Origin of the sequence: Paenibacillus oryzisoli (assembly GCF_050467285.1) — a bacterium.
In the GTDB taxonomy this organism is placed as follows: domain Bacteria; phylum Bacillota; class Bacilli; order Paenibacillales; family NBRC-103111; genus Paenibacillus_E; species Paenibacillus_E oryzisoli_A.
The window spans coordinates 1-22,341 of record NZ_JBCMUN010000006.1 but is presented as its reverse complement, the minus strand read 5'-3'; the positions used below and the strand labels follow the sequence as shown (position 1 = coordinate 22,341).

The 22,341-nt window shown below is 43.9% G+C and carries 12 protein-coding genes and 3 tRNA genes; 1 reads left to right on the top strand and 14 read right to left on the bottom strand.

Annotation, left to right across the window (positions count from 1 at the left end; all coding sequences use genetic code 11):
• Positions 1–82: 82 nt before the first annotated feature.
• The 4 genes from ABE504_RS09255 to ABE504_RS09240 all read right to left on the bottom strand — a co-directional run bounded on the left by ABE504_RS09255 (position 83) and on the right by ABE504_RS09240 (position 5,344).
• Complete coding sequence (locus ABE504_RS09255; RefSeq protein ID WP_430087459.1) at positions 83–1,759, bottom strand: hypothetical protein; 1,677 nt, start codon at positions 1,757–1,759, stop codon at positions 83–85.
• 66 nt (positions 1,760–1,825) lie between these two features.
• Positions 1,826–2,716: a carbohydrate ABC transporter permease gene (locus ABE504_RS09250; RefSeq protein ID WP_430087457.1), complete on the bottom strand. Its 891-nt coding sequence runs from the start codon at positions 2,714–2,716 to the stop codon at positions 1,826–1,828.
• A gap of 22 nt (positions 2,717–2,738) precedes the next feature.
• Positions 2,739–3,668, bottom strand: a complete 930-nt coding sequence (locus ABE504_RS09245) for an ABC transporter permease (protein ID WP_430088666.1) — start codon at positions 3,666–3,668, stop codon at positions 2,739–2,741.
• 281 nt (positions 3,669–3,949) lie between these two features.
• The gene (locus tag ABE504_RS09240) at positions 3,950–5,344 is read right to left on the bottom strand and encodes an alpha-L-fucosidase (protein WP_430087455.1); all 1,395 of its coding nucleotides are present in this window, start codon (positions 5,342–5,344) and stop codon (positions 3,950–3,952) included.
• Between the two features lie 307 nt (positions 5,345–5,651).
• Between ABE504_RS09240 and ABE504_RS09235 the strand changes: the two genes are divergently transcribed.
• Complete coding sequence (locus ABE504_RS09235; RefSeq protein WP_430087454.1) at positions 5,652–7,892, top strand: helix-turn-helix domain-containing protein; 2,241 nt, start codon at positions 5,652–5,654, stop codon at positions 7,890–7,892.
• 139 nt (positions 7,893–8,031) lie between these two features.
• Here the strand turns inward: ABE504_RS09235 and ABE504_RS09230 are convergent, their stop codons facing one another.
• The 10 genes from ABE504_RS09230 to ABE504_RS09185 form a co-directional block, all read right to left on the bottom strand.
• On the bottom strand, positions 8,032–9,624 hold the full coding sequence (locus ABE504_RS09230) for a response regulator transcription factor (RefSeq protein ID WP_430087452.1): 1,593 nt from the start codon (positions 9,622–9,624) through the stop codon (positions 8,032–8,034).
• 6 nt (positions 9,625–9,630) lie between these two features.
• On the bottom strand, positions 9,631–11,364 hold the full coding sequence (locus ABE504_RS09225; RefSeq protein ID WP_430087451.1) for a sensor histidine kinase: 1,734 nt from the start codon (positions 11,362–11,364) through the stop codon (positions 9,631–9,633).
• A 104-nt stretch (positions 11,365–11,468) separates the two neighbouring features.
• Positions 11,469–12,833 (bottom strand): ABC transporter substrate-binding protein, encoded by a 1,365-nt coding sequence (locus ABE504_RS09220; RefSeq protein WP_430087449.1) that lies wholly within the window; start codon positions 12,831–12,833, stop codon positions 11,469–11,471.
• Positions 12,834–12,941: 108 nt separating this feature from the next.
• On the bottom strand, positions 12,942–13,730 hold the full coding sequence (locus tag ABE504_RS09215) for a carbohydrate ABC transporter permease (protein ID WP_430088664.1): 789 nt from the start codon (positions 13,728–13,730) through the stop codon (positions 12,942–12,944).
• A 57-nt stretch (positions 13,731–13,787) separates the two neighbouring features.
• Positions 13,788–14,732: a carbohydrate ABC transporter permease gene (locus tag ABE504_RS09210; protein WP_430087447.1), complete on the bottom strand. Its 945-nt coding sequence runs from the start codon at positions 14,730–14,732 to the stop codon at positions 13,788–13,790.
• 121 nt (positions 14,733–14,853) lie between these two features.
• A complete protein-coding gene (locus ABE504_RS09205; RefSeq protein WP_430087445.1) occupies positions 14,854–15,888 on the bottom strand; it encodes a glycoside hydrolase family protein in 1,035 nt (344 codons plus the stop codon).
• Between the two features lie 192 nt (positions 15,889–16,080).
• The gene (locus ABE504_RS09200) at positions 16,081–21,582 is read right to left on the bottom strand and encodes an S-layer homology domain-containing protein (RefSeq protein WP_430087443.1); all 5,502 of its coding nucleotides are present in this window, start codon (positions 21,580–21,582) and stop codon (positions 16,081–16,083) included.
• A 305-nt stretch (positions 21,583–21,887) separates the two neighbouring features.
• Positions 21,888–21,969 (bottom strand) — tRNA-Leu (locus tag ABE504_RS09195).
• A gap of 15 nt (positions 21,970–21,984) precedes the next feature.
• Positions 21,985–22,056, bottom strand: a tRNA-Gln gene (locus ABE504_RS09190).
• A gap of 17 nt (positions 22,057–22,073) precedes the next feature.
• A tRNA-His gene (locus tag ABE504_RS09185) sits at positions 22,074–22,146 on the bottom strand.
• Positions 22,147–22,341: the final 195 nt, after the last annotated feature.

The following is a 22,341-nucleotide window of genomic DNA, read 5'->3' as shown; positions in this document are numbered from 1 at the left end:
AGTAAGCGCTTTCTTTTCAATGAAAAACAGAATAGAAGCACGCTTGTGATGCAACTTCTATTCCGTTCTCAGTTATGCCAATCTATTTTGCAGCACCGATACTCCGATCATACGCCGTCTGCATGCTCTTCATAAAATCGTCAATCTTCAGCTGCTTCAGTTTCGCGATATAATCGTCCCAGCCTTCTTCCACACCACCATTCAATAACCAAGCGGTTTGCTTGTCTTTTACGAAATTTCCAATATCCATCCCGATGCTCGCATTGGTTTTGATTTCATCGGCTGTGAAGTTCATAAGCGGCAGTGTGTCATTCTGCTTGGCCTTGGCGTAATACTTGCTGATATTGTCTGATTTCTCTTGATCCGCAGGATTCACAGGGATCACCTTACCGAAAAATTCCTTCGGAATGAACTTAGGCGCATTATCCTGAGGACCGTATTTTTTCCACATATCAACATACTGCGTACCGTCAGGCGCTTCCGTAACATAATCGTAAGTATTGTTTCCTTTATCTTTCAAACCGACGCCGACCGGGCCGAATTGTGACTCCACACTGGTGAGCTGGTTATAGAATTCGTCAACCCATCTCATCGTAATTTCCGGATATTTGTTTTTGCTGCTGATTGCAAACCCGGAGCCCATCACGTTAATGTTATTGTTCCGCTTCTTCACAACCGCTTCTTTGCCATCAGGCCCTTTAAGCGGTGCAATCGCGATATAATCTTGTTGTGTCTTGGGTGAAGCTGCTGTGGACGACCAGGCATAAAACGAGCCTACAACGCCGGTCGGATCCTGCAATTTGGCCGTATACTGGTTCTGATCTTGTGTAAAGCCTTCTTTGTCAAACAAACCGTCCTTGAAAAATCTGGACAGATTTTTGAGGGCTTCCTTGTACTCCGGCTTATCCGCTGTCAATACAAGCTTATTGTTCTCAACCACGATATGATCATATGGCGTTACATCTGAACCGTTAAAGACGTCAACCCGCCCGAAAGCACCGAAGAAGGAACCGTATCCATTGATGTGATTCCACTTGGTGAACGTGAATGGAATTTCATCATTTTTTCCATTCCCATTCGGATCGCCTTCTTTGAACGCTTTCAAAACCGCATAATACTCATCAATCGTCGTTGGAACTTTCAACCCTAACTTATCCAACCATTTCTTGTTGATATACAAATTGTCCGGATAATTCCGCACTTCCTGCTCAATGACCGTGCCCATCGTATATTTCTTGCCGTCGAATGCAGTGCTCAAGCCTCCAAGAAGCGGCATTTTCTTCAAGGCCGCCTGGTAGTTAGGCGCATACTTGCTGATCAAATCATCCAATGGGATAACGGTTCCCTTGGAGCCATATTTATTGGCGTCGTCCATCGTGAAAGCGCTTGAGCCGAAGAACGCGTCAGGCACCTCGTTAGCTGCAAGCAGCAGATTTTTTTTATCGACATAGCTTTGAGCGGGATAGTTCTCCCATTCGATATGCACATTCGTTTTCTCTTCCAATTGCTTGAAGAAGGGCATGTCAGCAAACTCAGCAGAGCCAGCTGCTTGAATACCGATCATTTTCAACGTGACCTTATCCTTTACGATCGGCAGTCCAGTTGTATACATATTTCCAACCATTTCTTTGCCGTCGGCGGATTTCGTATCCTTGACGCTCCCTGTTTCTCCGTTATCCTTCGTCGCGGAGCAACCCGCAAGTAAAGAAGCCGTCATTGTCCCTACTACAGCTCCTCGAACCCATTTGTTTAATTTCATAGAAAGCACACCCCTCATCATTTATTTTGTATGTAGAATAGGTTTCCCTATTAACACCGAGCTAAGTCACCCTTTGACAGCGCCAATCATGACGCCCTTGACAAAATACCGCTGCAGAAACGGATAGAGAACCAGAAGTGGAAGCGCCGCGATAATGATGACGCCATACCGGATTAGGCCGGCAATTTCTTGCTGCTTGGCTGCTTGATCAACATCCCCCATCATATCCATCGATACTTGGTTGACAATCAGAATGTTTCGCAGAACCAATTGAAGCGGATACATATCTTTATCCTTGATATAGATCAGAGCGTTAAAGAAAGCATTCCAGTAACCGACCCCGTAGAACAGCACCATGATGGAAATTATCGCAGCAGACAGCGGCACAACCATTCGCACAAAGAAGGTAAGATTGCTGCAGCCATCGATTTCCGCCGCTTCCCGCAATTCATCCGGTATCGTATTCTGAAAGAAACTCCTAGCAATAATGAGGTTATAAGGACCTACTGCTCCCGGCAGCACGAGGGACCATATCGTATTGTACATGCCCAATTGCTTGATGAGCAGAAATGTCGGGACTAATCCGCCGCTGAAAAACATCGTAAAGGTAACCAGATACATGATGATATTCTTGCCATCAAGATCTTTCCTCGATAGCGCATAGGCGGCCGGAAGGGTGAAGAGCAGACTGATTGCGGTGCCCACTACCGTATATATAATTGAATTCCGGTAACCTGTCAGGATACTATGATCCTGAAAAATCCGGACATAGCCATTGAAATTCAAGCCTTTAGGCCACAGTGTCATTTGACCGGAATTGACATAGGTCGGATCGCTGATTGAAGCGATGATCACAAAGTAAAGCGGGTATATCACTACGACAAGCACAATCGCAAGAATACAGTAGATGCTAAAATCCAGCACGCGATCGGACTTGCTTCTAGACATTGCATTCATCCTTTAACCCCTACTCTCTGAATTACCATAATGATGTGTTGGAAACTTTCTTGGCAAATTGATTAACGCTCATTAAAATAATAAAACTTACCACAGCCTCGAACAATCCGACAGCGGTTGCATAACTGAAATCTGCCTGTGTAATGCCCACTTTATATACATAAGTAGAGATAACTTCCGACGCACCTCTGTTCAGATTGTTTTGCATTAAATACACTTTTTCGAAACCGAGACTCATCATTCTTCCCGATTCGAGAATTAACAAAATGATTGCCGTCGGCATAATGCCCGGGATATCAATATAACGGATTCGTTGAAACTTCGATGCGCCGTCTACCAGTGCAGACTCATGCAGCTCAGGGCTAGTCGATGCAAGGGCCGCGATGTAAACGATCGTCCCCCATCCAGCATTTTGCCAAATTTCCGAGAACACGTAGAGACCTTTAAACAGCTCCGGCATCGCCATGAAAAAGATCGGTTCGAATCCTAATGCTTTCACAACCGTGTTGACAACACCCGATCTCGGTGAAAGAAAGACTTGCAGCATGCCGACAATGACAACCGTCGAAATAAAGTGAGGCGCGTAAATCACCGTCTGCACAAATTTCTTGAATCGGACATTGATGAGCTGATTGAGCATTAGCGCAAGCATGATCGGCACTGGAAAACCGATAACCAGATTAAAGACGTTAATTAGAATCGTGTTTTTCAAAATAAGACCAATTTCCGAAGATCGGAAAAATCTTGTGAAATGTTCGAACCCGATCCACTCGCTGCCCCATATACCACTTATCGGATTGAAGTCTTTAAAGGCAATCTGCACACCGTACATCGGTATGTATTTGAAAATAATGAGGTAAACAAGCATCGGTAACACAAACAGGTATAACTGATAGTTCCGCTTCATTCTAGTGAAGCGCTTACCGAATACCTTTGTTTTTCCCTGCTTCATTTTGACTGCTTCGTATGGAATCTCCAATATGAACCAACTCCTCTCAGTTGTACAACAGCAAGTTGTCTTTACCTATCCAAATCTAACTCATGCTTGCCCGGCCAGTAAATGAGCATAATTTCTGTGCTTGTGCAGAATTTACGAAATACGATTCGGAGAGCCGTCTAGCCCTCGAAACACGCCGTTTCTGCTGATCCATTTGCAATATTTGAGCAGTGTGCAGATCTTGTTCTGGGCAAAAAAGCAGCTGGCTAACGGTTGCTGCATGTGAGTGAGCTGCTTTATGCCAGCTCTATGCGAAAAACATCCGCGTAAGGGGCCTTTCCAGTTGATCGCGGAGGAACATGCAAGATGATGGAGTCGCTCGCTCGTCGATCCACACGAATCGGATCATCGCTGCCTAGCAGATGTACCGCTTGCACATCACTGGCCAAGGGGATCTCCAGGTGGTTGAGTGGCTCCGCTTCGTCATTCGGATACAGATAAAAGACATAGATGTGATTGCCTTTTTTCGTGTAGGCCACACTGTCTGTCAAATAAGGCGAGCATGCGCGAGTTCCATAAACGGCTTCACCGTTTACCTCCAGGAAAGCACCGAGTTCTTTTAAAACCTGAATCCCCTTGGCAGGAAGTCTGCCGTCCGGCTGGGGTGCAATGTTGAGCGCCAAATTCCCGCCTTTGGCAATTACCTGGATCAGCAGGTGGACGATGTCTCTTGGCTTTTTGAACTCTTCTTCGTAAGAGAAGGAAAACCGAGATCCCAAGGTCACACAGCTTTCCCAAGGCACTGAGAGCGGTTCCTCCGGTATCGTTTGTTCCGGTGTAATGATATTTTCATAAGCACCGCCAACCGTTCGATCAACTGCGAGCAGATGCGGTTGTGTCGTTGAACGTATGCGTTCAACGATTTCACCAATCCGGATGTCTTGTCCCTTGTTATCCGGTCTAACCCAGCCCCCATCGAGCCATAAAGCATCGATTTTGCCATAGTCCGTCATTAATTCTGTGATTTGATCATGAGACGCCTTAACGAACTTCTCCCACAGCGCAGGATGCTCGGCAACATCGTAATTTACGTTCCGCTGTGTACGCCCATCCGCTTTGCTGAAATCCGGCGACCAATAATAGGGACTGGCCCAGTCCGGCTTGGAGAAGTAAGCGTGAATCGCAAGTCCTTTGCTTCTAAAAGCGTCGAACAACCCTCTGCAAATATCTGCATGAGCTTGTGAACGATAAGGGCAGCTTTCATTCGTTATTTTGTAGTCTGTTGTTTGCGTGTCCCACATGCAGAAGCCGTCGTGATGCTTGGTCGTAAACAATAGATACTTAAACCCGTTGCTGGCAGCCACATCAGCCCACACGTCCGGCTGGAACCGAATCGGATTAAATGATTTGTACATGTTTTTGTACTGCTCTCTGAACACGTTCATATCGTCGGTCCAATCGACGTCTTTTTTCGACCAGTGAGCGCTGTCATCACTCATGCACCACGATTCGTAGATGCCAAGCTGGCTGCCCGGAGCCCAATGAATCATAAGTCCGAGCTTATGGTCGCGAAACTTTTCCAACTGCTGCAGGATAACAGGGTCTGTTGGCTCTACATAGTGATCACTGGAGGTAAAGTGATGAACACCATTTTTTACAATATTGTCGTTGTTATCGTTTGCTTCAGTCATACCAAATTCTCTCCTCTGCTTGTATAGTAGATTTCCCGTTATAACCAGGGGAGGCCCGCAGTGGCATGTTCCCCGTAATCGTTCTTACCTTATTAAATACAGTCGGCTTTGTAAATTCACAACATTTGTGCCGATATGCACAATTTACGATCATCCGCTATACGAGCGCCGGAACGATACTTGGTTCAAATAATCCGATTTATCAACTTGCCCGGGAGAGTTATACTAAGAGATGAGAATTAAAACAATTTTAATGTAAACGCTTTCTTTTTTTGATGAACGCTGCTAGAAAGGACGGAATAACAAGATGTTTAAACCCAAGCTATTTACCAAATACATGATCTCTTACACAGCTCTGTTTTTTATTCCCGTGCTCATCCTGGCTTTTCTAGCCTTTAGCATGTTCAATAGCATACTGAATAAAGAAATTACCTCCAACACATCAGTGCTTCTGGAACAAGCCAAGAATTCGATCGACAATCGCGTGGAGGAACTCAACAAGTTATCTATCCAAATCTCGAACAATCCTTATTTATCGAGCTCATCTATTGCTAATAAGTTTACCGATGTCGTTTTTGCCATTAATCTGCTCAAAAATTTCAGCATACCAAACAATTTTTTTGATAACTTCTTCATTTATTACTTTGGCCATGAATTGCTATATTCACCTAAAGGGACTTTCAACCCGCAATACTTCTCAAGTGTCTTATACCCCTACGAAGACTGGAAACTGGAAGACTTGCAAAAACAGCTCAATGCGAGCTCCAACATTTATGTTAAACCTATCCGACAGATGAGCGGTGATCAAACCGTTCAAAAGAGCGTTTTGTACGCTGTCCCAATTCCATATATGAGTGAGAAGCCCTCAGGAGCTGTATTTTTCCTCATTCAAGAGAAAACCATTTATGATATTTTGAAAGAAACATTAAACGCGAACAAAAGCAGCGTGCTCATCCTGGACAGCGCATCCAAGCCGATTACGATGATGGGAGCGCTAACTTTGGACAGCATCGATCCAGATCAGTTTGAACATCGTAAATCGATGATTTCGGAAAAAATCGTTTTAGGCGGATCCTCCTATTTTGTATCCAGCACCACTTCTACACGAAGCGGTTGGACTTACATCAGCTTTCTTCCTACGGACACGGTCACCAACAAATTATCGGGCCTCAAAACGACTACGCTCATCTTATTCCTTACACTGTTTATCATCGGTGTCCTGCTCATTTATGCCTTTATGAAAATGAATTATAAACCGCTCGGGGAACTGTCCCGATTGGCGGCCAGCTTACTTGGGAAAGATCAATCGAATCCCGGGGGCATCGAATCGGTTAAAACCGCCGTCGATCAGATGAGTAAACAAATTACCGTGCTAGAGGGCAAATATCAGTCCACCTCGCCCATTATGCGCCAAAGACTGCTCCATCAGTTGTTGAAAGGCCATTTTACCGATACCGAGGAGTTTACAATTGCCGGAGCTGAATATGGACTTTCCATCTCTGGTCAATTCTTTTCCGTAGTCATCGTCATGTTGGACGCTCCTTCCACGTTGAGTCCCCAATTGGTTGGCTCTCGTGTGCAAAGTCTCTTCGCGGATTGGTATAGCGGCTTCGTGCTTGATGATGTGGTCGACGATCAGATAATTTTGGTTCTTTCCGACGAGAACAATCACGTCCGGCAATACGAAGACATCTGCGCTACTATGATCGACAAACTGCAATCGGAATTGCAGCTCTCTTGTACAGTAGGCGTTGGAAACTGGTTCCCGTCTTTATCGAGCCTTTCAGAATCGTATTTGCAAGCGTGCTCCGCGCTCGACTACAGGCTCATTAAAGGAAAAAACACCGTCATTTCGTACCGCGAAATCGAATCGAATCAAAAAAATGCAGGCTACTATCCAAAGCAGCAGCTCGAACTGCTGGAAACCTATTTTACCGATCACAATGCAGATCGATTCACTCAAGTTCTGGATGCCATTTTCAAAAATATGAAAGAAAAGCGAATCCCACTCATGTCAGCCAAGCTGTTATGCTATGATGTCATTCAGACGATTGAGCAAGCCATCTACAAAAACAATTACTACCTCAAAAACGACGAGGACAGCGCATTCGATATCATCTCGCTCTCCCGCTACGAGACCCTTGAGGATTTATCGGATCGTATCAAAGCGCTGTGTTCGGATATCTTTAACGCAGCGCGCGAAGAACAGCCGATGAACAAACAGATGGAAAAAATTAAAGAGTATACACTGCAAAATTACCACGAATGTCATTTCTCGCTTCAAGGCTTGTCCGATCATATGAATATGTCTGTCTCCTATCTAAGTCATTATTTCAAAGCGCAGGAAGGTCGTAATATTTCCGATTATGTCAATGATCTGCGTATGCATAAAGCAAAGACATTGCTTACGGATACTCCTATGAATTTGCAGCAGGTTGCCTATAACGTCGGCTATATGAACTTGTCCAGCTTCATTCGAAAATTCAAGCAGACGACTGGCGTAACGCCTGGGGTGTTTAGAGATACGATTAAAGAGAAAGATGGTTAACTAATTTGTCGCAAAATAAAGCGGCCATGGCAAATTTGCCGGCCGCCGCTTTACGGATTCAGAGAGACAGTTTTCTACTCTCCAGCAATTGCTTTAGCATCCCGAAGCAGGTACTCCGCAGCAGCAATTACTTGTTAATTTATTTAGAATTCCTATCTTTGTTTTTATAGTCAACCGGACTTATTCCATTATATTTCTTAAATACTTTAGAAAAATATGTACGATCGGAGTAGCCCAACTTGGCAGCGATCAATTCCACAGACATTTCTTTGTTTCGTAACATCTGAAGTGCCAAATTCATCTTAAACTGATTGACATAATCAGTGAAATTGACACCCGTCATTTTCTTGAAGAATCTGGAGAAATAACTGGGGTTCAAGTATATGTGGTTGGCGATCGAGACTAAGGAGATCGTTACTGACAAATGTTCCATGATGTAACGATCAATCAACTGAAGCTTTTGCTGATCCATTCCCGATGATCCTAAGTCACTGCCGTCCGAAATCATTCTTTGAATTCGCTCATTAATGCTCTGAAGCAGTTCTTGCAAACGTATTGTACTTTCTAATCCCTGATAAAACAAGGTACGGTCAATCTCATACCCGGCTTCATATTCAATCAGTCTAACCCACTGAGAAAGATGGATCATAATCGATGAAGGCGTTGGTTGATCGGCTAACAGCCGTTTTGCCAGGTGCTTCATTTCTGCGACAAAGCCTTCAAAATCATGATCGCGGAACTTCTGCAGCAGTGTTTCCTTAAAGATTTCCCCTTTCGGATTAAAGGTGTTCGTGAACGTTCTTACTTCTCGAGGTAACATGACCTGAAACGAAGATGAATCATAATACAATCCTCTGTTATATACTTTCAGTTCCTCAAATACTCGGGGGAAAACAGATAAACGATTAAATTCATAACTTAATACAAAATAACTGGAAAGCTTCAAGTAGTGCTCCACCTTGCTCTTCAAATCACTTGCAAACCTTCGGAAATCCTCTTGCGCATTGACCGCCAAATTTCGCTGATAGTTCATAACCACGTATAACTCCAACTCATCATTTGCAAATACCGATAAGCCATTGACATCAGAGGCTAACTCTCGGGTAATATTGTACACAGCATAATAAATAAGCTGCTTATCCTGCAAACCGTAACGGCGAATCAGTGAAGCAAAGTCAAGATGGAACATGCCCAGCAAAAAGTAGGGATCCTTCCAATCAATACCAAGTCTCCTGCCCGAATTCAAAACGATTTCCGAATGATCTCCGGAAAGAATTTGCTTCCAAAATGCCTTCTTTAAAATATCGCTGTTTCTGTCAAACTCCTCCCGATATACGGTATTTTCGCTATGCAACAATCCCATTAGCTTGACTGATTTCTCAATACTTTGCTTCAGCATGTCTGACGTCAGTTCATCTTTGATTAAGTAATCATCTGCACTCACTTGAACCGCTTTTTTAGCAAAATGAAAGTCTGCATGGCAGGTAAGAAAAATGATTCTCACATCAGATTTAATCTGCCTTAGCTGGTTTGCAAGCTCAATGCCATCCATTTTGGGCATCCCAATATCCGTAATTACCAGTTGAGGCATCAATTCTTTAAATAATTGCAAAGCCTTAATGCCAGATTGGGCTGTAGCAACGATCTGCAATCCCATTTCTTCCCAAGGGATTAAGGAGCGCAAAAACCGAAACATCGGAGCATCATCATCAACAAGCATCACTTTTATCATTCCGTCTCACCTCTCCTGCACATCTTGGGTGCTAAAGATGAAAATCACCGAAGTACCGCCAAATTCATTGGACTGGATATCCATACGAAGATCGTTTCCGAAGGTTAACCTTAGCCTCTTATACACGTTCGCCAAGCCAATCCGTTGATTGGGATCCTGAGAATCAAGCGTGGACAACAGAACTCTATCCAATAGCTCTTTCCTTTCCGTTTCAATCATGCCTTCACCATTGTCTTTCACTTCGATGAGACAACGACCTCCGTCGATTTGCGCTGTAATCCAGATGGCAGCTTCTTCAGCCTCGTTTGCAAATCCGTGTACGATGGCATTTTCAACTAACGGTTGCAGGCATAGTCGCGGCACCTCCATATCCGCGAGTTCCTCATCGAGCTGAATATGAAGAGTAACCTGCATGTCGTTTCGCATTTGCATAATTTCGGCATAATCGCCTAACAGTTTGCATTCCTGCTGCAGAGTGCATTTTTCATTGACATGCATGTAAGCTCGCAGCAGGCTCATTAATGCATCGATTTGCTTACTATTGACAGAATCCCCCTCTGTCACTAGATTGCATTTGATCGAGTTCAAGGTATTGAGTAAAAAATGCGGCCGAATTTGCGAAAAGAGCGCATCTAGTTCAATCATTCGCTTCTCTTCCTGCTCCTGCTCCACTTCCTCAATAAGCAGGTTAATCTGATCAAGCATATGATTAAAAGCATTCCCTAGCACGGCTACTTCATCTTTGCCGCTGACCTGAAATCGAATTTGCCGATTGCCGTTTCCGAATCGCTCAGCTGTTTTACGGAGCTTGTTAAGCGGAGTATGGAGTGTTTTGGCGATAAATATTGAAATAATTAAAAAGGAGAGAATACACAACGATAAAATTATCGTGTAAATGCCAAAAACTTTAGAAATCTCCGCTGTAATCTCTTCAGAGGAGATCTGATAGGTGAGTTTCCATCCAGCTCGTGGTATTGTGGTTTGTACCTCCAACTCATTGCGACGGTCAAATTGGATCTGTTCCTTAGGGTACCGTTCAATCAATTCCCCACCAGAAGTAAACAATTGAATTTGGCCTGAACCACTTCTCGCAAACAGTTTCTCAAAATATTCCGTTGGAATACCCACGAATAACGTTCCGATCTTTTCTCCATTATCAACATCACGGATGACTTTCACGGCAAAATAAAAGGATTCAAAAGACCTTGCATACATTTGCTTCAAATTTTCAGCCATTACCCAAAGAAGTGGATTTGAGTCAGAATTGTCTAATTCATCACTTTTAATTTGGGATAGCCACTGCCTTAAATTTTCGTAATCCAGGGAATTGTTTCCGGCGTAAGTAATAAAATTATTATTATTCACAAAAAACACTTGTGTGCTGAGTCCTGATGTTTTCGAGAACGCCATGTCCAGATATTCCGCTATCCGTTTTTGAGTAAAGTACTCGTTCGAAGAGTTCAATTTCTTTACATCCTTGAAGGTAAATAACTCGTTATAAAAGCTGCTTTCCTTGTTGCTAAACAAATACGAAGCATAAATAATATCCTCTATATTTTTGGATAGATCTGATGAAATGACGTTGACGACACTCTGATTAGACGTGCGAACTTTATCAATGACAACACTTTTCAGCAAACCATATGAGAAAATACTCACTAGCGCGAGTGGAACCAATATAAAAATCGCGAATGACAATTGGGTTTTCCTGTGAAATGAAAATCTCATCAGCCAGTTCATACTTCCGTTGACTCCCTACCTTCCTGTTTCATTTAATCCAATATACCATACCTTTTCGAAATGTTGAGAACAGAGAAAGGCAGCCTTCTGGCCGCCTATAAACGTTATTTCTTATTTTGTTGAATAATTTTGTTAGCTTCATCAATCATCTTCTTTTGCGCATCCTCAGGCGTCAAATTATCGAGCAAGAATGCACTCAGTCCGTTTTCTAATACCGGCTTCAATTGACTAGAGTAGGCTGTAGAGTAAGAGGGATCATAAATGGATTTTATTCGTTTGTCAAACAATGTTGCTGACAGGGAATCCACATCAATCAAATCTGTTCTATCGCCAACAATCGCTTTCATTACTTTATCCTTGTCCACATTTTTCAAGCCGGGGAGATCCCGAATAACATCCATTTGCTCTGTCAAATACTTTGCAAATTCATAGGATTCTTGCTTGTATTTCGAGCTTTTGCCTATACTGACAAAGCCTCCACCGAGATTAGATGTGCCGACCTCGACATTTTTGGAAGAAACCGGCATCGGCGCGAATACGGTCTTGAATGTGTGAGGGAATTTCGTCGTATCCTTAATCAAATTGACAACAAAGTTCGCTGTTGGAATCATAGCCGCCTTACCATTAAGGAATTCTGAATCATATCTCAGCTTGCCGCCAATAACGTCTGAGTACAGTTTAACGGACTGATCATCTTTTTCCATTGCACGGCGAAGGTTAAAGAAGTTTTTGAACGACTCGTCGCCGAAAACAGGCGTCTGATCCTTCTTCAAGTACGGATGCGGCAGTTCCATATAGGCAGACATATTCGCATACTCACCCCAAGTGAAGAAGAATGCGCCATATTGTTTGGCATCCCCGGTTCCTTTGGTCATCTTTTTTGCGTAATCACGGAAATCATCCCAGGTCCAGCCCCATGTTGGAACCGGCAGCTTCGCAGCGTCAAGTGCATCCTTATTAATCGCAACTAGCCATAGTTGACTGCTGCTCTCTAATCCATACACTTTGCCGTCTAATTTCGGTGTCATATAGTAAGTTTGGTCGACATTAATGCTGTCTTTCTTCAAATAATCATCAAGCGGTTCGAGCACCCCTCGGGCAGCTCTTTCAGTGACAAAGTCGACATTGGAAAAATCCGTCACGTCGATTGGCTCACCGGAAGCCGCCATAAGGTCAAGCTTCTTGTAAAACTCTACCGAGTTTCCGTTGTTCACCAATTGCACATTTTCAACGTGAATATTTGGATTTTTCTTCTCGAAGTTCGAGATAATTTGATTGATCTGGTCGATGGAAGGACCTGTAGCCCAGTTATAGTACTTGATTGTTACTGGACCATTGGAGGTTGCTGGTGCTTTCGTTGCAGCAGCATTAGTTGCTTCCGATGCAGTTTGAGAAGCTTCTTGCTTTCCGCAAGCAGCCAACATGGAAACTGCAAGACCGGATACTAATAACACTTTTAAAACTTTCATGCTTATTCCCCCTATTATTTAACGATGTATTGTGTTGCTATGGCTATTGTAACGGTTTAGTTCTCTTCATGTGTGCACTTTATCGATAAGCTTGTGCACTTTATTGTGCTATCCTTTTACACCACCACCGGCAATTCCGTTGATGACTTGTTTCTGCAAAACGATAAAAATAATGACCAGTGGGATAATAGCTGAGACCGAAGCCATCATCGTTATTGCGTAGCTGGTTGCGTATTCGTCCATAAACGCACCCATGCCAAGAGGGATTGTAAATAACTTAGGGTTCATCAGAAAGATAAGCGGATTCTGATAATCATTCCAAGTCCACAAAAATTTCAAAATACCTACGGTTGCAATAATAGGCTTGGCCATCGGAATGACAATCTGCCAGTATATGCGTAAGTAGCCGGCGCCATCAATCTGGGCAGCCTCCAGATATTCATGGTGAATGCTTAACATGAACTGTCTCATTAAGAAGGTTAACGCAATTGTAAAAGATCCCATTAGAATGAGCGCTGCGTGCGTATCATAGAGTCCCAGCCATCTAATCATGATAAAACGAGGAACGAGTGTCGACTCGGAAGGAATCAAATAGAAGGATAATAATAAAATAAAAATCTGGTTCTTAAAAGGAAAATTCAGCTTTGAAAAAGAAAAACCCGCCATGGAAGCAAAAAGCAAAGTGAACAGCGTCATAATGAGCGAAAGCTTCAACGAGTTGAAGTAATTAAGCCCAAATGGCACATGACCCAACCATACCGTTTTAAAATTAGCAATGAAATTCCATTGTTCCGGTATCCATTGAATCGGATAGGCCATGACATCCTTCTCCACCTTCGACGCTGCTGAAAGCATCCAAAGCAAGGGAGATAGGAATAAGAGAGATAGGAATCCCATGCATATCGTAATGATTATTTTTGAAAATGCTTTTGTCCTCACGGTACGTCCTCCGCTCTAAAATTGTTTTTTCTGAAGTCGCCAGGTTATGGAAGTCACGACAGCGATTATGAGGAACAATACCCATGACAGCGCAGAGGCGTATCCCATTCTGAAGTTTTTAAAACCTTCTTCATAAATATAATACACAAGAACATTTGTAGCGTTATTGGGACCGCCTTCTGTTAAAAATGCAATCAAATCAAATACCTTGAACGATGCAACGATTGAGGTGATACTTAAAAAGAACGTTGTTGGACCAAGCATGGGCAACGTAATTTTCAACAACCTCTGCATCCACGAAGCCCCGTCAATTTGTGCTGATTCGTACAGATCCTCTGGTATATTCGTTAATCCCGCCATATAGATGATAATGTTATACCCAATTTGCATCCAGATTGCTACGAGAATAATAGCCCAAAGCGCGTAATCTGTGCTTCCAAGCCATTTGGGCGGATTCGAGATACCAAACTCCATCAAAACATGGTTAATAGGCCCTTTCGAAGGATGGAACAGTGCAGTAAACACCGTTGCGACAGCAACGCCTGTCGCGATATAAGGTATGAAGAAAACGACTTTAAAGTACTCTTTCAGATAAACAACGGAATTGATGATCACAGCTAGAATAAATCCAAGCGCCATTCCGATCGGCACCGTAACAAGCGTATAGATCGCATTGTTTTTAAGAGAAAAGAACAACTTGTCATCATGCAGCAGCGCCTTATAATTGTCAAATCCGACAAAATGGATGGCGCTTAATCCACCCACCAAATTCCATTCCGTAAAACTCAGATAAAGCGAAAACAACAGTGGGAAAACTCCTAGCAAGAGTATGCCAAGGAATTCCGGCGCGACGAAAAACAACCCTACAGCTGCTTCTCTTCGTCGATTCGTCCAGAACGATTTTTCACTTATTGCCGGCTTTTCATTCGTTACCTTTACTTCACTCATTATATTTCCCATCGTCCCTCACCTCATCTTCCATCACTCTCTTGAATGTAATGTAATCATAATTCAAATCCCCTCCTGCAACGAGGGACTCACTTTACAAGAGCGTGCAGTTTCTTTACCTTTTACCAGAGACTCATCTTAGAGGTACTACCATGTTCCATGTGTTTTCAGCCTTGGTAAATTCACCGGGCCCATCGGCTGTCGCAAAAAACATATGCGTCGGCTTCTGATCCTGAAACAAGATGAATGGCCTTTCTAGACTCCCCATTCTTCGTTCCGTACCATCTTCCCATTTGATTACGCGGGTATAGGATTTCTGCCCTTGCAAGGTTTCCCATTTCACGCCATCCTTCGATCTCGCAATCATACCGCCATGGTATTCGCCGCTGATGTTGCCAGTCATGTCCTTGGCGATCATTTCATAGCCTCCAGGCACTTGATAAATAAAGGGATCCTCCAAATTGAAGGTGTCCGTCGGGAAAATCGATTCATCAGAAAGCGCCGTGTAGGATCCCAGATAATGATCAGCACGTGCCACCCCGAAAGACATTTCAAAGCTGTGTAAAAAAGCGGGATAAGGACGCGGCTTATACGTTCTCGATTTATATACAAGAAGAACGGAACCATCATCATGGATACATGGAGCTGGATTGGATGTGAAGAAGTTATCAAACTTACTTGGCCGCGGCTGTAAAATTGGATCATCCAAACGCTTCCAAGGCCCCTCCAACCTATCCGTGGTAGCGATGCCTATGCGCTTATTGGAACGCGCTACAATCGTTCTTGGATCGTTCAGGTCCAACTGTTCATCTGCCGTTACATCTTGAAAAGGATGAGTAGACCCCATGTAGTACAAAATATAAGTGTCCTGATGCCTGAGGATTTGCGGATTGTGCGTACTCCTTCCATCCCAGTATTCAGCCCCCCTGGCAGGTAAAACAACTTCTACAAACTGATAGGGACCCTCTGGTGTGTCGGAAACAGCTCGCACAATCTCAGATGCGACCAACCAGCCCGGGTGCATCGGCAGTTCTTTGGGCCATCTGGATGCAAACATATGAAAGCGATTATCTTCGCCTTTTATGACCGAACCGCACCATACCCAATACCCTTCCATGCGAAAGCCGCCGTTGCCAGGGGCAGGCAGCATTTTTTCAAATAGCATCATGAATATTCACACCTTCTATCCTTAATGTAATCATCAAGTTATTAGTATAAAGAGCCATTGACTCTTGATGGTGGATATATTCGACCTAGATGTGCACTTTCTTAACCATCTGCAGCTTCATAAAAAAACAGGCCGGAGCCTGTGATCCATTCTCACAAGCTCCAATGCCCGTTAATAAAATTTATTTATCGACTATTGTATCCTTTGAAAAATGAATCTGAAAACCACTGTTGCTGCTTGCGCGCGCGTTGTATAGGCAGTCGGCATGAATGTATTTTCACTAATGCCATCCATCAGCCCTGCCGCTTTCAATTCGTGGACGGATACCTTGGCATAAGCTGCAATGTCCGAATCGTCTACAAAGCTTTGATCTTGCTTTGCAGATGGGATCATCATATTCAGCTTAGTTGCAGCTCTATACAGGATGACCGCCATGTCTTGCCTGCTAATGGGCCGATCAGCACCGAAACTGCCATCTTCCATTCCTTCGATAATCCCTAGCTTCTGTGCCGACGCTATTGCCTTAAAGCTCCATGAATCTGCAGCAATATCCGAAAAGGCAGTTGTTGCGTTCGCATCTTCCATATCTAGTGCCCTCATAAGCATAGCCGTGAATTCAGCTCGTGTAACTTCACCATTAGGATGAAAGAGATGACTGCCGATCCCGTCAATCACATCCCTAACAGCCAACCCTTCTATGGCGTTTGTCGCCCAGGCTGCTTCAGCAAGATCTTTGAAGGAAATGTCTCGGTAGACAACAGCATACTTGCTAAAATGCTTGGGATAGAATGTAATCTTATTGGTTTCGGTATTATATTTGCCAGTTCTGATCATTTCCAGATTGCCCTCATCTGAGAGAAAATAAATGACAACTTTATTCGGGTTCTCGCCAGCTTTTAGATGATAGGGAACTTCCACTTGTACATCGCGTCCGTTAAACTGACTTACCGGTTTACCGTCCATGTAGAGTCGGAAATCATAAACAACATCTAATCCCAGTTGAGGTGCAGCTGTTTTCTCGATAATTAATTCAAGTTCATCTTGAGATAATTGATCATTTTTTATCAAATCCGATGCCAATGTAACCGTTCCTAGTCCCATTTCCAAGACAAGATGATGAATAGCATCTTCCTTCCCCTTAAATGGATCTAGTGGAATACGAATTTGAGCAGATTGCACGTCATCTGGACTGTCTAACTTAATGGTTACCGTGTGTTTATCTGCATGCTCAATAGCCGTCCGCAGATCATGAGCACTGAGCGTTCCGGTAACGCTCCCGTCTTGATGTATCTGGCCTGCAATAGTAACCCTGGAGCCTGAAACATCTGCGGCGGGAAGAGTAACAGATGAACCTGTCCCTGCGCCTGGTGTTTCTGTGCTTGGCGTTCCAGAGTCTGTTTCATCCAGCGGCTCGCTGTATGAAGCAAATTTAGGCAGAAGAGCTGACACATAAGCCTTTCCGGGGATCGAGAACTTCGGAAAAAACATGGTTTCCACACCTTGATCCGTTACGCGGAAGGGATTAAAATTCTCTACGCCGATCACGGTAGCGTCATTAAGTTCGGTGATATTTTTAACTTTAAGTCCATATCCCGAGCCATCTGCAAAGTTCGTTTGGATTCGCTGCCCGATCAGTGCATTTGGATATGGGAATTTTCCTTTCACGGTAATCGTGTTTGGTCTTACGGGAGGATCGAGGCTCGTGTTGAGAGAAGCTGTTGTCGCTCCGATGATCTCGAATTGTTGCGTATCATAACCGAGTAAAACATGATCTTGAACGGCTACTTTTCCAGCCCCATATACGTAACTGAATAGGAGCTTGCCAGTCGTAACATCGATTCTAGCCAAAGCGATGTTGCCGGCAAAAGTGATGCCATTAAAGCTTCGTTCTTTCATATCGCCGCTCGTATAGATGATATCCTTGTATTTCTCGCTTCTTACGACGGCAATATTAGTCATTGGATCCGCATCATCCGATTGAAACCACGCTACATCGGCTATCTCGCCAGTTTGACCCTGCCTGAATATTTCGTGTACAGCACCATATTGCGTAATTTGATTGCTGTCAGAAACAATGTGCCTTCTAGTAAGATGAGGTGTCACATCGTTGGATTCGTCTCCTTTCGTTGCAATTCTTCTAGCTGTCGGGATACTCGATAGAAACACGTTCGAGCCATCTACCGCATTCATGAAAGTTCGGATCGAAGCTCCTGTCTGTTGTCCTGTCCATGTGAAGGAAAAGTTGGTATCCCCGTTAGCTGCTTTCGGATTCATCAGCAAATTTCTATCCGTTGATAAACCTTCCGTGCTATTTATGCTTGTCAGATACTCCTGCAAATTGACCTTTCCTGTATCTGTGAGCTGAATGCCTTGGACCTGAACATCCATATTCTCCAACTCGGCGCCCCGCTGGTAAATTTCATGTGCCTGACCACCCTGCATCCGCGTCAAATCAAACGTATAGTTGCGATTCCCATCGAGATTCACCATCATGAGCAATCTGCGATTCATGGCAGCGCCTTTGCCTTCCGGCCCCGGGTCGGAACCTTCCACAAGCTGAACCCTCTTCCCGTTTGCCTCTCCGGAGTCATAGGCTAGCAGCGCAGGTTTTCCCCAAGCATCTGTTGACACCGTATTCGCTCCATCTTGCCTCCATACCCACGGCATATTTCTCCAAAGCGGCCGCATCGACGGGTATCGCAAGGTAGCACCACTTCCATCACCATAGGTGGTTCTATTCAGATAGCCTGTATATGGCAGTATTTCGACTCCTGCTCCCCACAGATCAAGCGATAAAAAGTTCGCATGGGTATGACCGCCTGAAAAACCAAGGTCCGTTGGCTGATACAAGAGCCCGGCTTGGGTAGCCTCATTTACATCGCCCTGAATCAAGCCATAGTAACCCAATCCTGGCAACTCAATGTTCTGCAAACTCTTCTTTATAATAGGCAAAGGTTGTGGATCTTCCGTTTTTCCATACGTATCATTGACCGGTATTGCTGTGCCATCCGGATAAATCATCTTCTCGGTGCCATAGCCTAGGGACATCTGCAGCAAAGGCCACCTTGAACTTAGATCCGTCTTGTTCAAATGCAGTCCAAATCTGTTATCCACATAACCCTCAGGATCCGTCCAGTCTTTTAATACGTCTACGGTCGTTTTCACATTGTTAGCAGCCTGGTCGCCATAGCTCGTCGTTTCTTCATACCACATGCCGTCAAATAAATAATTGTCTCCGTTCATTAACCGATCATAGATGTCAATAACTTCACGAATCATGTTAGGGTCATTTAACAGCATACCCGTTACCACAGAAGAGCGACCGCCATAAGGTGTAATATTGTTCAACCTCATGCTGTTTACAAGTCTGATATTCTCGTAAGCTCCCGGCTTAAGCCAGAGTTCCTCGATGGTCATCTTTACCTCTGAAGCTGTAACAGCAGGGTCAAGCTCTCCCCAAATATCCGTGTCAAGCAGCGTGCCGTAAGCGTATACCGCATCCTGTGGAAATTGATAATTTCCTCCCCAGAAATCTGTATAATTAGTATTCACAACAATTCGCGGATAATCAAGCGCCTGATAATAAAGGATAAGTGCTGCCTTTTTTGCGTATTTGGCGTCATTTGTCAGCTTGTACAGCTGAGCAAACAGCCTGGCATACTTCTCAAACTTGGTGTGGAGATCAGGAATTAAAATTTTGGCAGATTCGGATTGAACCTCTTGAATAAAATCGCTGTCATTCATATCCACATAAGTTTGAAGCTCCGATGTCATGATCTGTTCGAAACTATAATTAAGCTCAGGCCTGTAGGATGATGTTAGAACCGCTGCCAGGTTTCCAGGACTTACGGCGTGAGAGTTCCATACATGTGCCGGTTCTTGGACTGTCACTTGAAACGTTGTGTGTATCCCGGTCGACGATTCAGTCGCGGTAATCATGGCCGATCCTGTGCTCAGGGCTAATAGTCCGTTCCCAGATAATTTGGCAACACTAGGGTTCGAGGACGACCATGTGACCTTATCGACAAACGCCTTATCGGGCACAGTCTGATACTTTAAAATCGCTCCCTTCCCTTTGTCAACAGTCATATCAGGTATGACAAGTTCCTGCACCGGTGGAACAATATCGCCAACCTTCATGTAAGCAATAGAAGTCCGACTTGCTGTCTTGCTTGCATTTGTATTCTGAATCATTTTGTTTTGGAGGACGCCGACATAATTGCCCAGATCTAAGTTATTTACTTTTAAAATGCCGTCAATCCATACACTGTAGCGATGGTTCGGTGAATCCATATCGATCACGATGTCATACCATTGATTCGCAGCATAAGTGCCAAGCACATTTCCTGTGTAATCTTTGATATTGCCAGATTGATCGAATACGAGCAAAGTAGGCCATGCAGGCGTACCCGTCGGCGGATTCATGCTCTTCATCTCAAAGAGAGACCTGCTGGAATTCGTGTTGTTAAATTTAACTCGGGTTTGAATGCCAAATCTGCCCGTTTTATTCATTGCGGATTTATACGAGTTTAAACTGCTGCTAACTGCCTCCATAAATAATACATTATTATCACCGTCGCTTGTCAGCCCGGCACTGTTTGAACCCGCTGTAGTCGTAATGTAGCCGACAAAATTAGAATCCACCGTTACGACGTTGTTGCTTATCTGAAGACTAGCAGTGCTGTAATCGGCGTTCAAATGTGTTGGATTGATTAGGATCGGTGTCGGTATTGCTTTAACCGTTATATCCATCGAAGCCGTTATGGATGGATTCAAAATAGATGAGACTGTAATTTGCGCCGTTCCAGCGCTTATCCCCGTGATTATGCCTTGATTATCTACCTTAACAATTCCTTCGTTACTTGATTCCCAGCTATAGTTCAAATCATTCGTATTTGGCGGATTTTTGACCAGTGTTAATTGCGTGGATTGACTAACAAAAAAGTCTCCGCTTAATGATTGAATAGAAAGCCCGGTTAGTGGAACGGGGTCGCTAATTGTACCTGCTTTCACATAAGCAATTGAAGTCCGGCTAGGTACGTTGGATGCGTTTTTATTTTGAATAATTTTATTTTGGAGGACTCCGACATAATTGCCCAAATCAACGTTTTCGATAACCAAAACACCATTGATCCATGCACTGTATCGATGGTTAGGCGAATCCATGTCGATGATGATGTCTAACCACTGATCCGCAGCATACGTGGAAATAACATTGTTTTTCGAATCTTTGACTCTTCCGAGCTCATCGAACGTCAACAGTGTCGGCCACGCAGCCGTTCCCGTCGGTGGCGTCGTACTCTTCACCTCAAAGAAACTTCGGCTAGAAGTCGTATTGTTAAACTTCACTCGGCTTTGGATACCGAATCGATCTGTTTTATTAATAGCACTTTTAAAGGAGTTAATGGCTCCCGTATTCGCCTCCATAAAGAACACATTGGAACCATCGCTGTCATTGTTTCTTCCTGCTGAATTGCTTCCAGTTGATGTTGTAACCGTTCCCAAAAATTTGGTATCCAACGTATAAACACCATTTGTAACCGTCGGAGCCGTTGCATTAAAATCAATATTCGTAAAATCACCAACAACCGAAACAGCCTGTCTTTGAATTGTATCTGCCCTTACCCCAAAAGGGAAAGACGAAGTCATTAATATAAAAGAAAGTAGCAAACAGATTAACCTTACGCTTCTCAATGTAATCCCCCCATAGCTTAGAAGACTTTTTTAAGTAACTTGTGCATACAAATTATTAAATAGACTCCATTAACGCCAAAATTCCACCTCCACGCTAGATCTAAGCCTAGTATAAACAATTGCAGGCGCATCTACGGGGAAATTCTTTACCTTCTATGTGCAGTTTCAGTACTTTTTACTCTGGCTGACTCAGAAGTGTCTTTCAACTCTAGATAAACATCGCGTCAACTTATTAATTCACTTTTTTGAAATGCAAAAAACCTGAAATCCCTTATGTATCAAGGGATTTCAGGTTTTTCTTAGGATGCGGTCGGAGGGATTTGAACCCTCACGCCTTGTGAGCGCCACCCCCTCAAGATGGTGTGTCTGCCGTTCCACCACGACCGCAAGGAAGTAAATAAACTGGGGATCTAGGATTCGAACCTAGGCATGACGGAGTCAAAGTCCGTTGCCTTACCGCTTGGCTAATCCCCATCGTTAAATGGGACAAGGGCGACCGATGGGACTTGAACCCACGAATGCCGGATCCACAAACCGGTGCGTTAACCCCTTCGCCACGATCGCCTCAGCCGGGAAGTATTCCCTATAGTTTGTAAAACAGTACTGCTTCATTCAAGGCTTGCACCTTGAAAACTAGATACGAAACGGTAATTACTTTAGGTTTACGTTGTGTTATTGGGCCCCGAGAAAGTAATCGGCATCAGCTACAAAGCTTAGCTTCACTTTCTTGGGTACTTATGGGATAAGCCCTCGACCGAT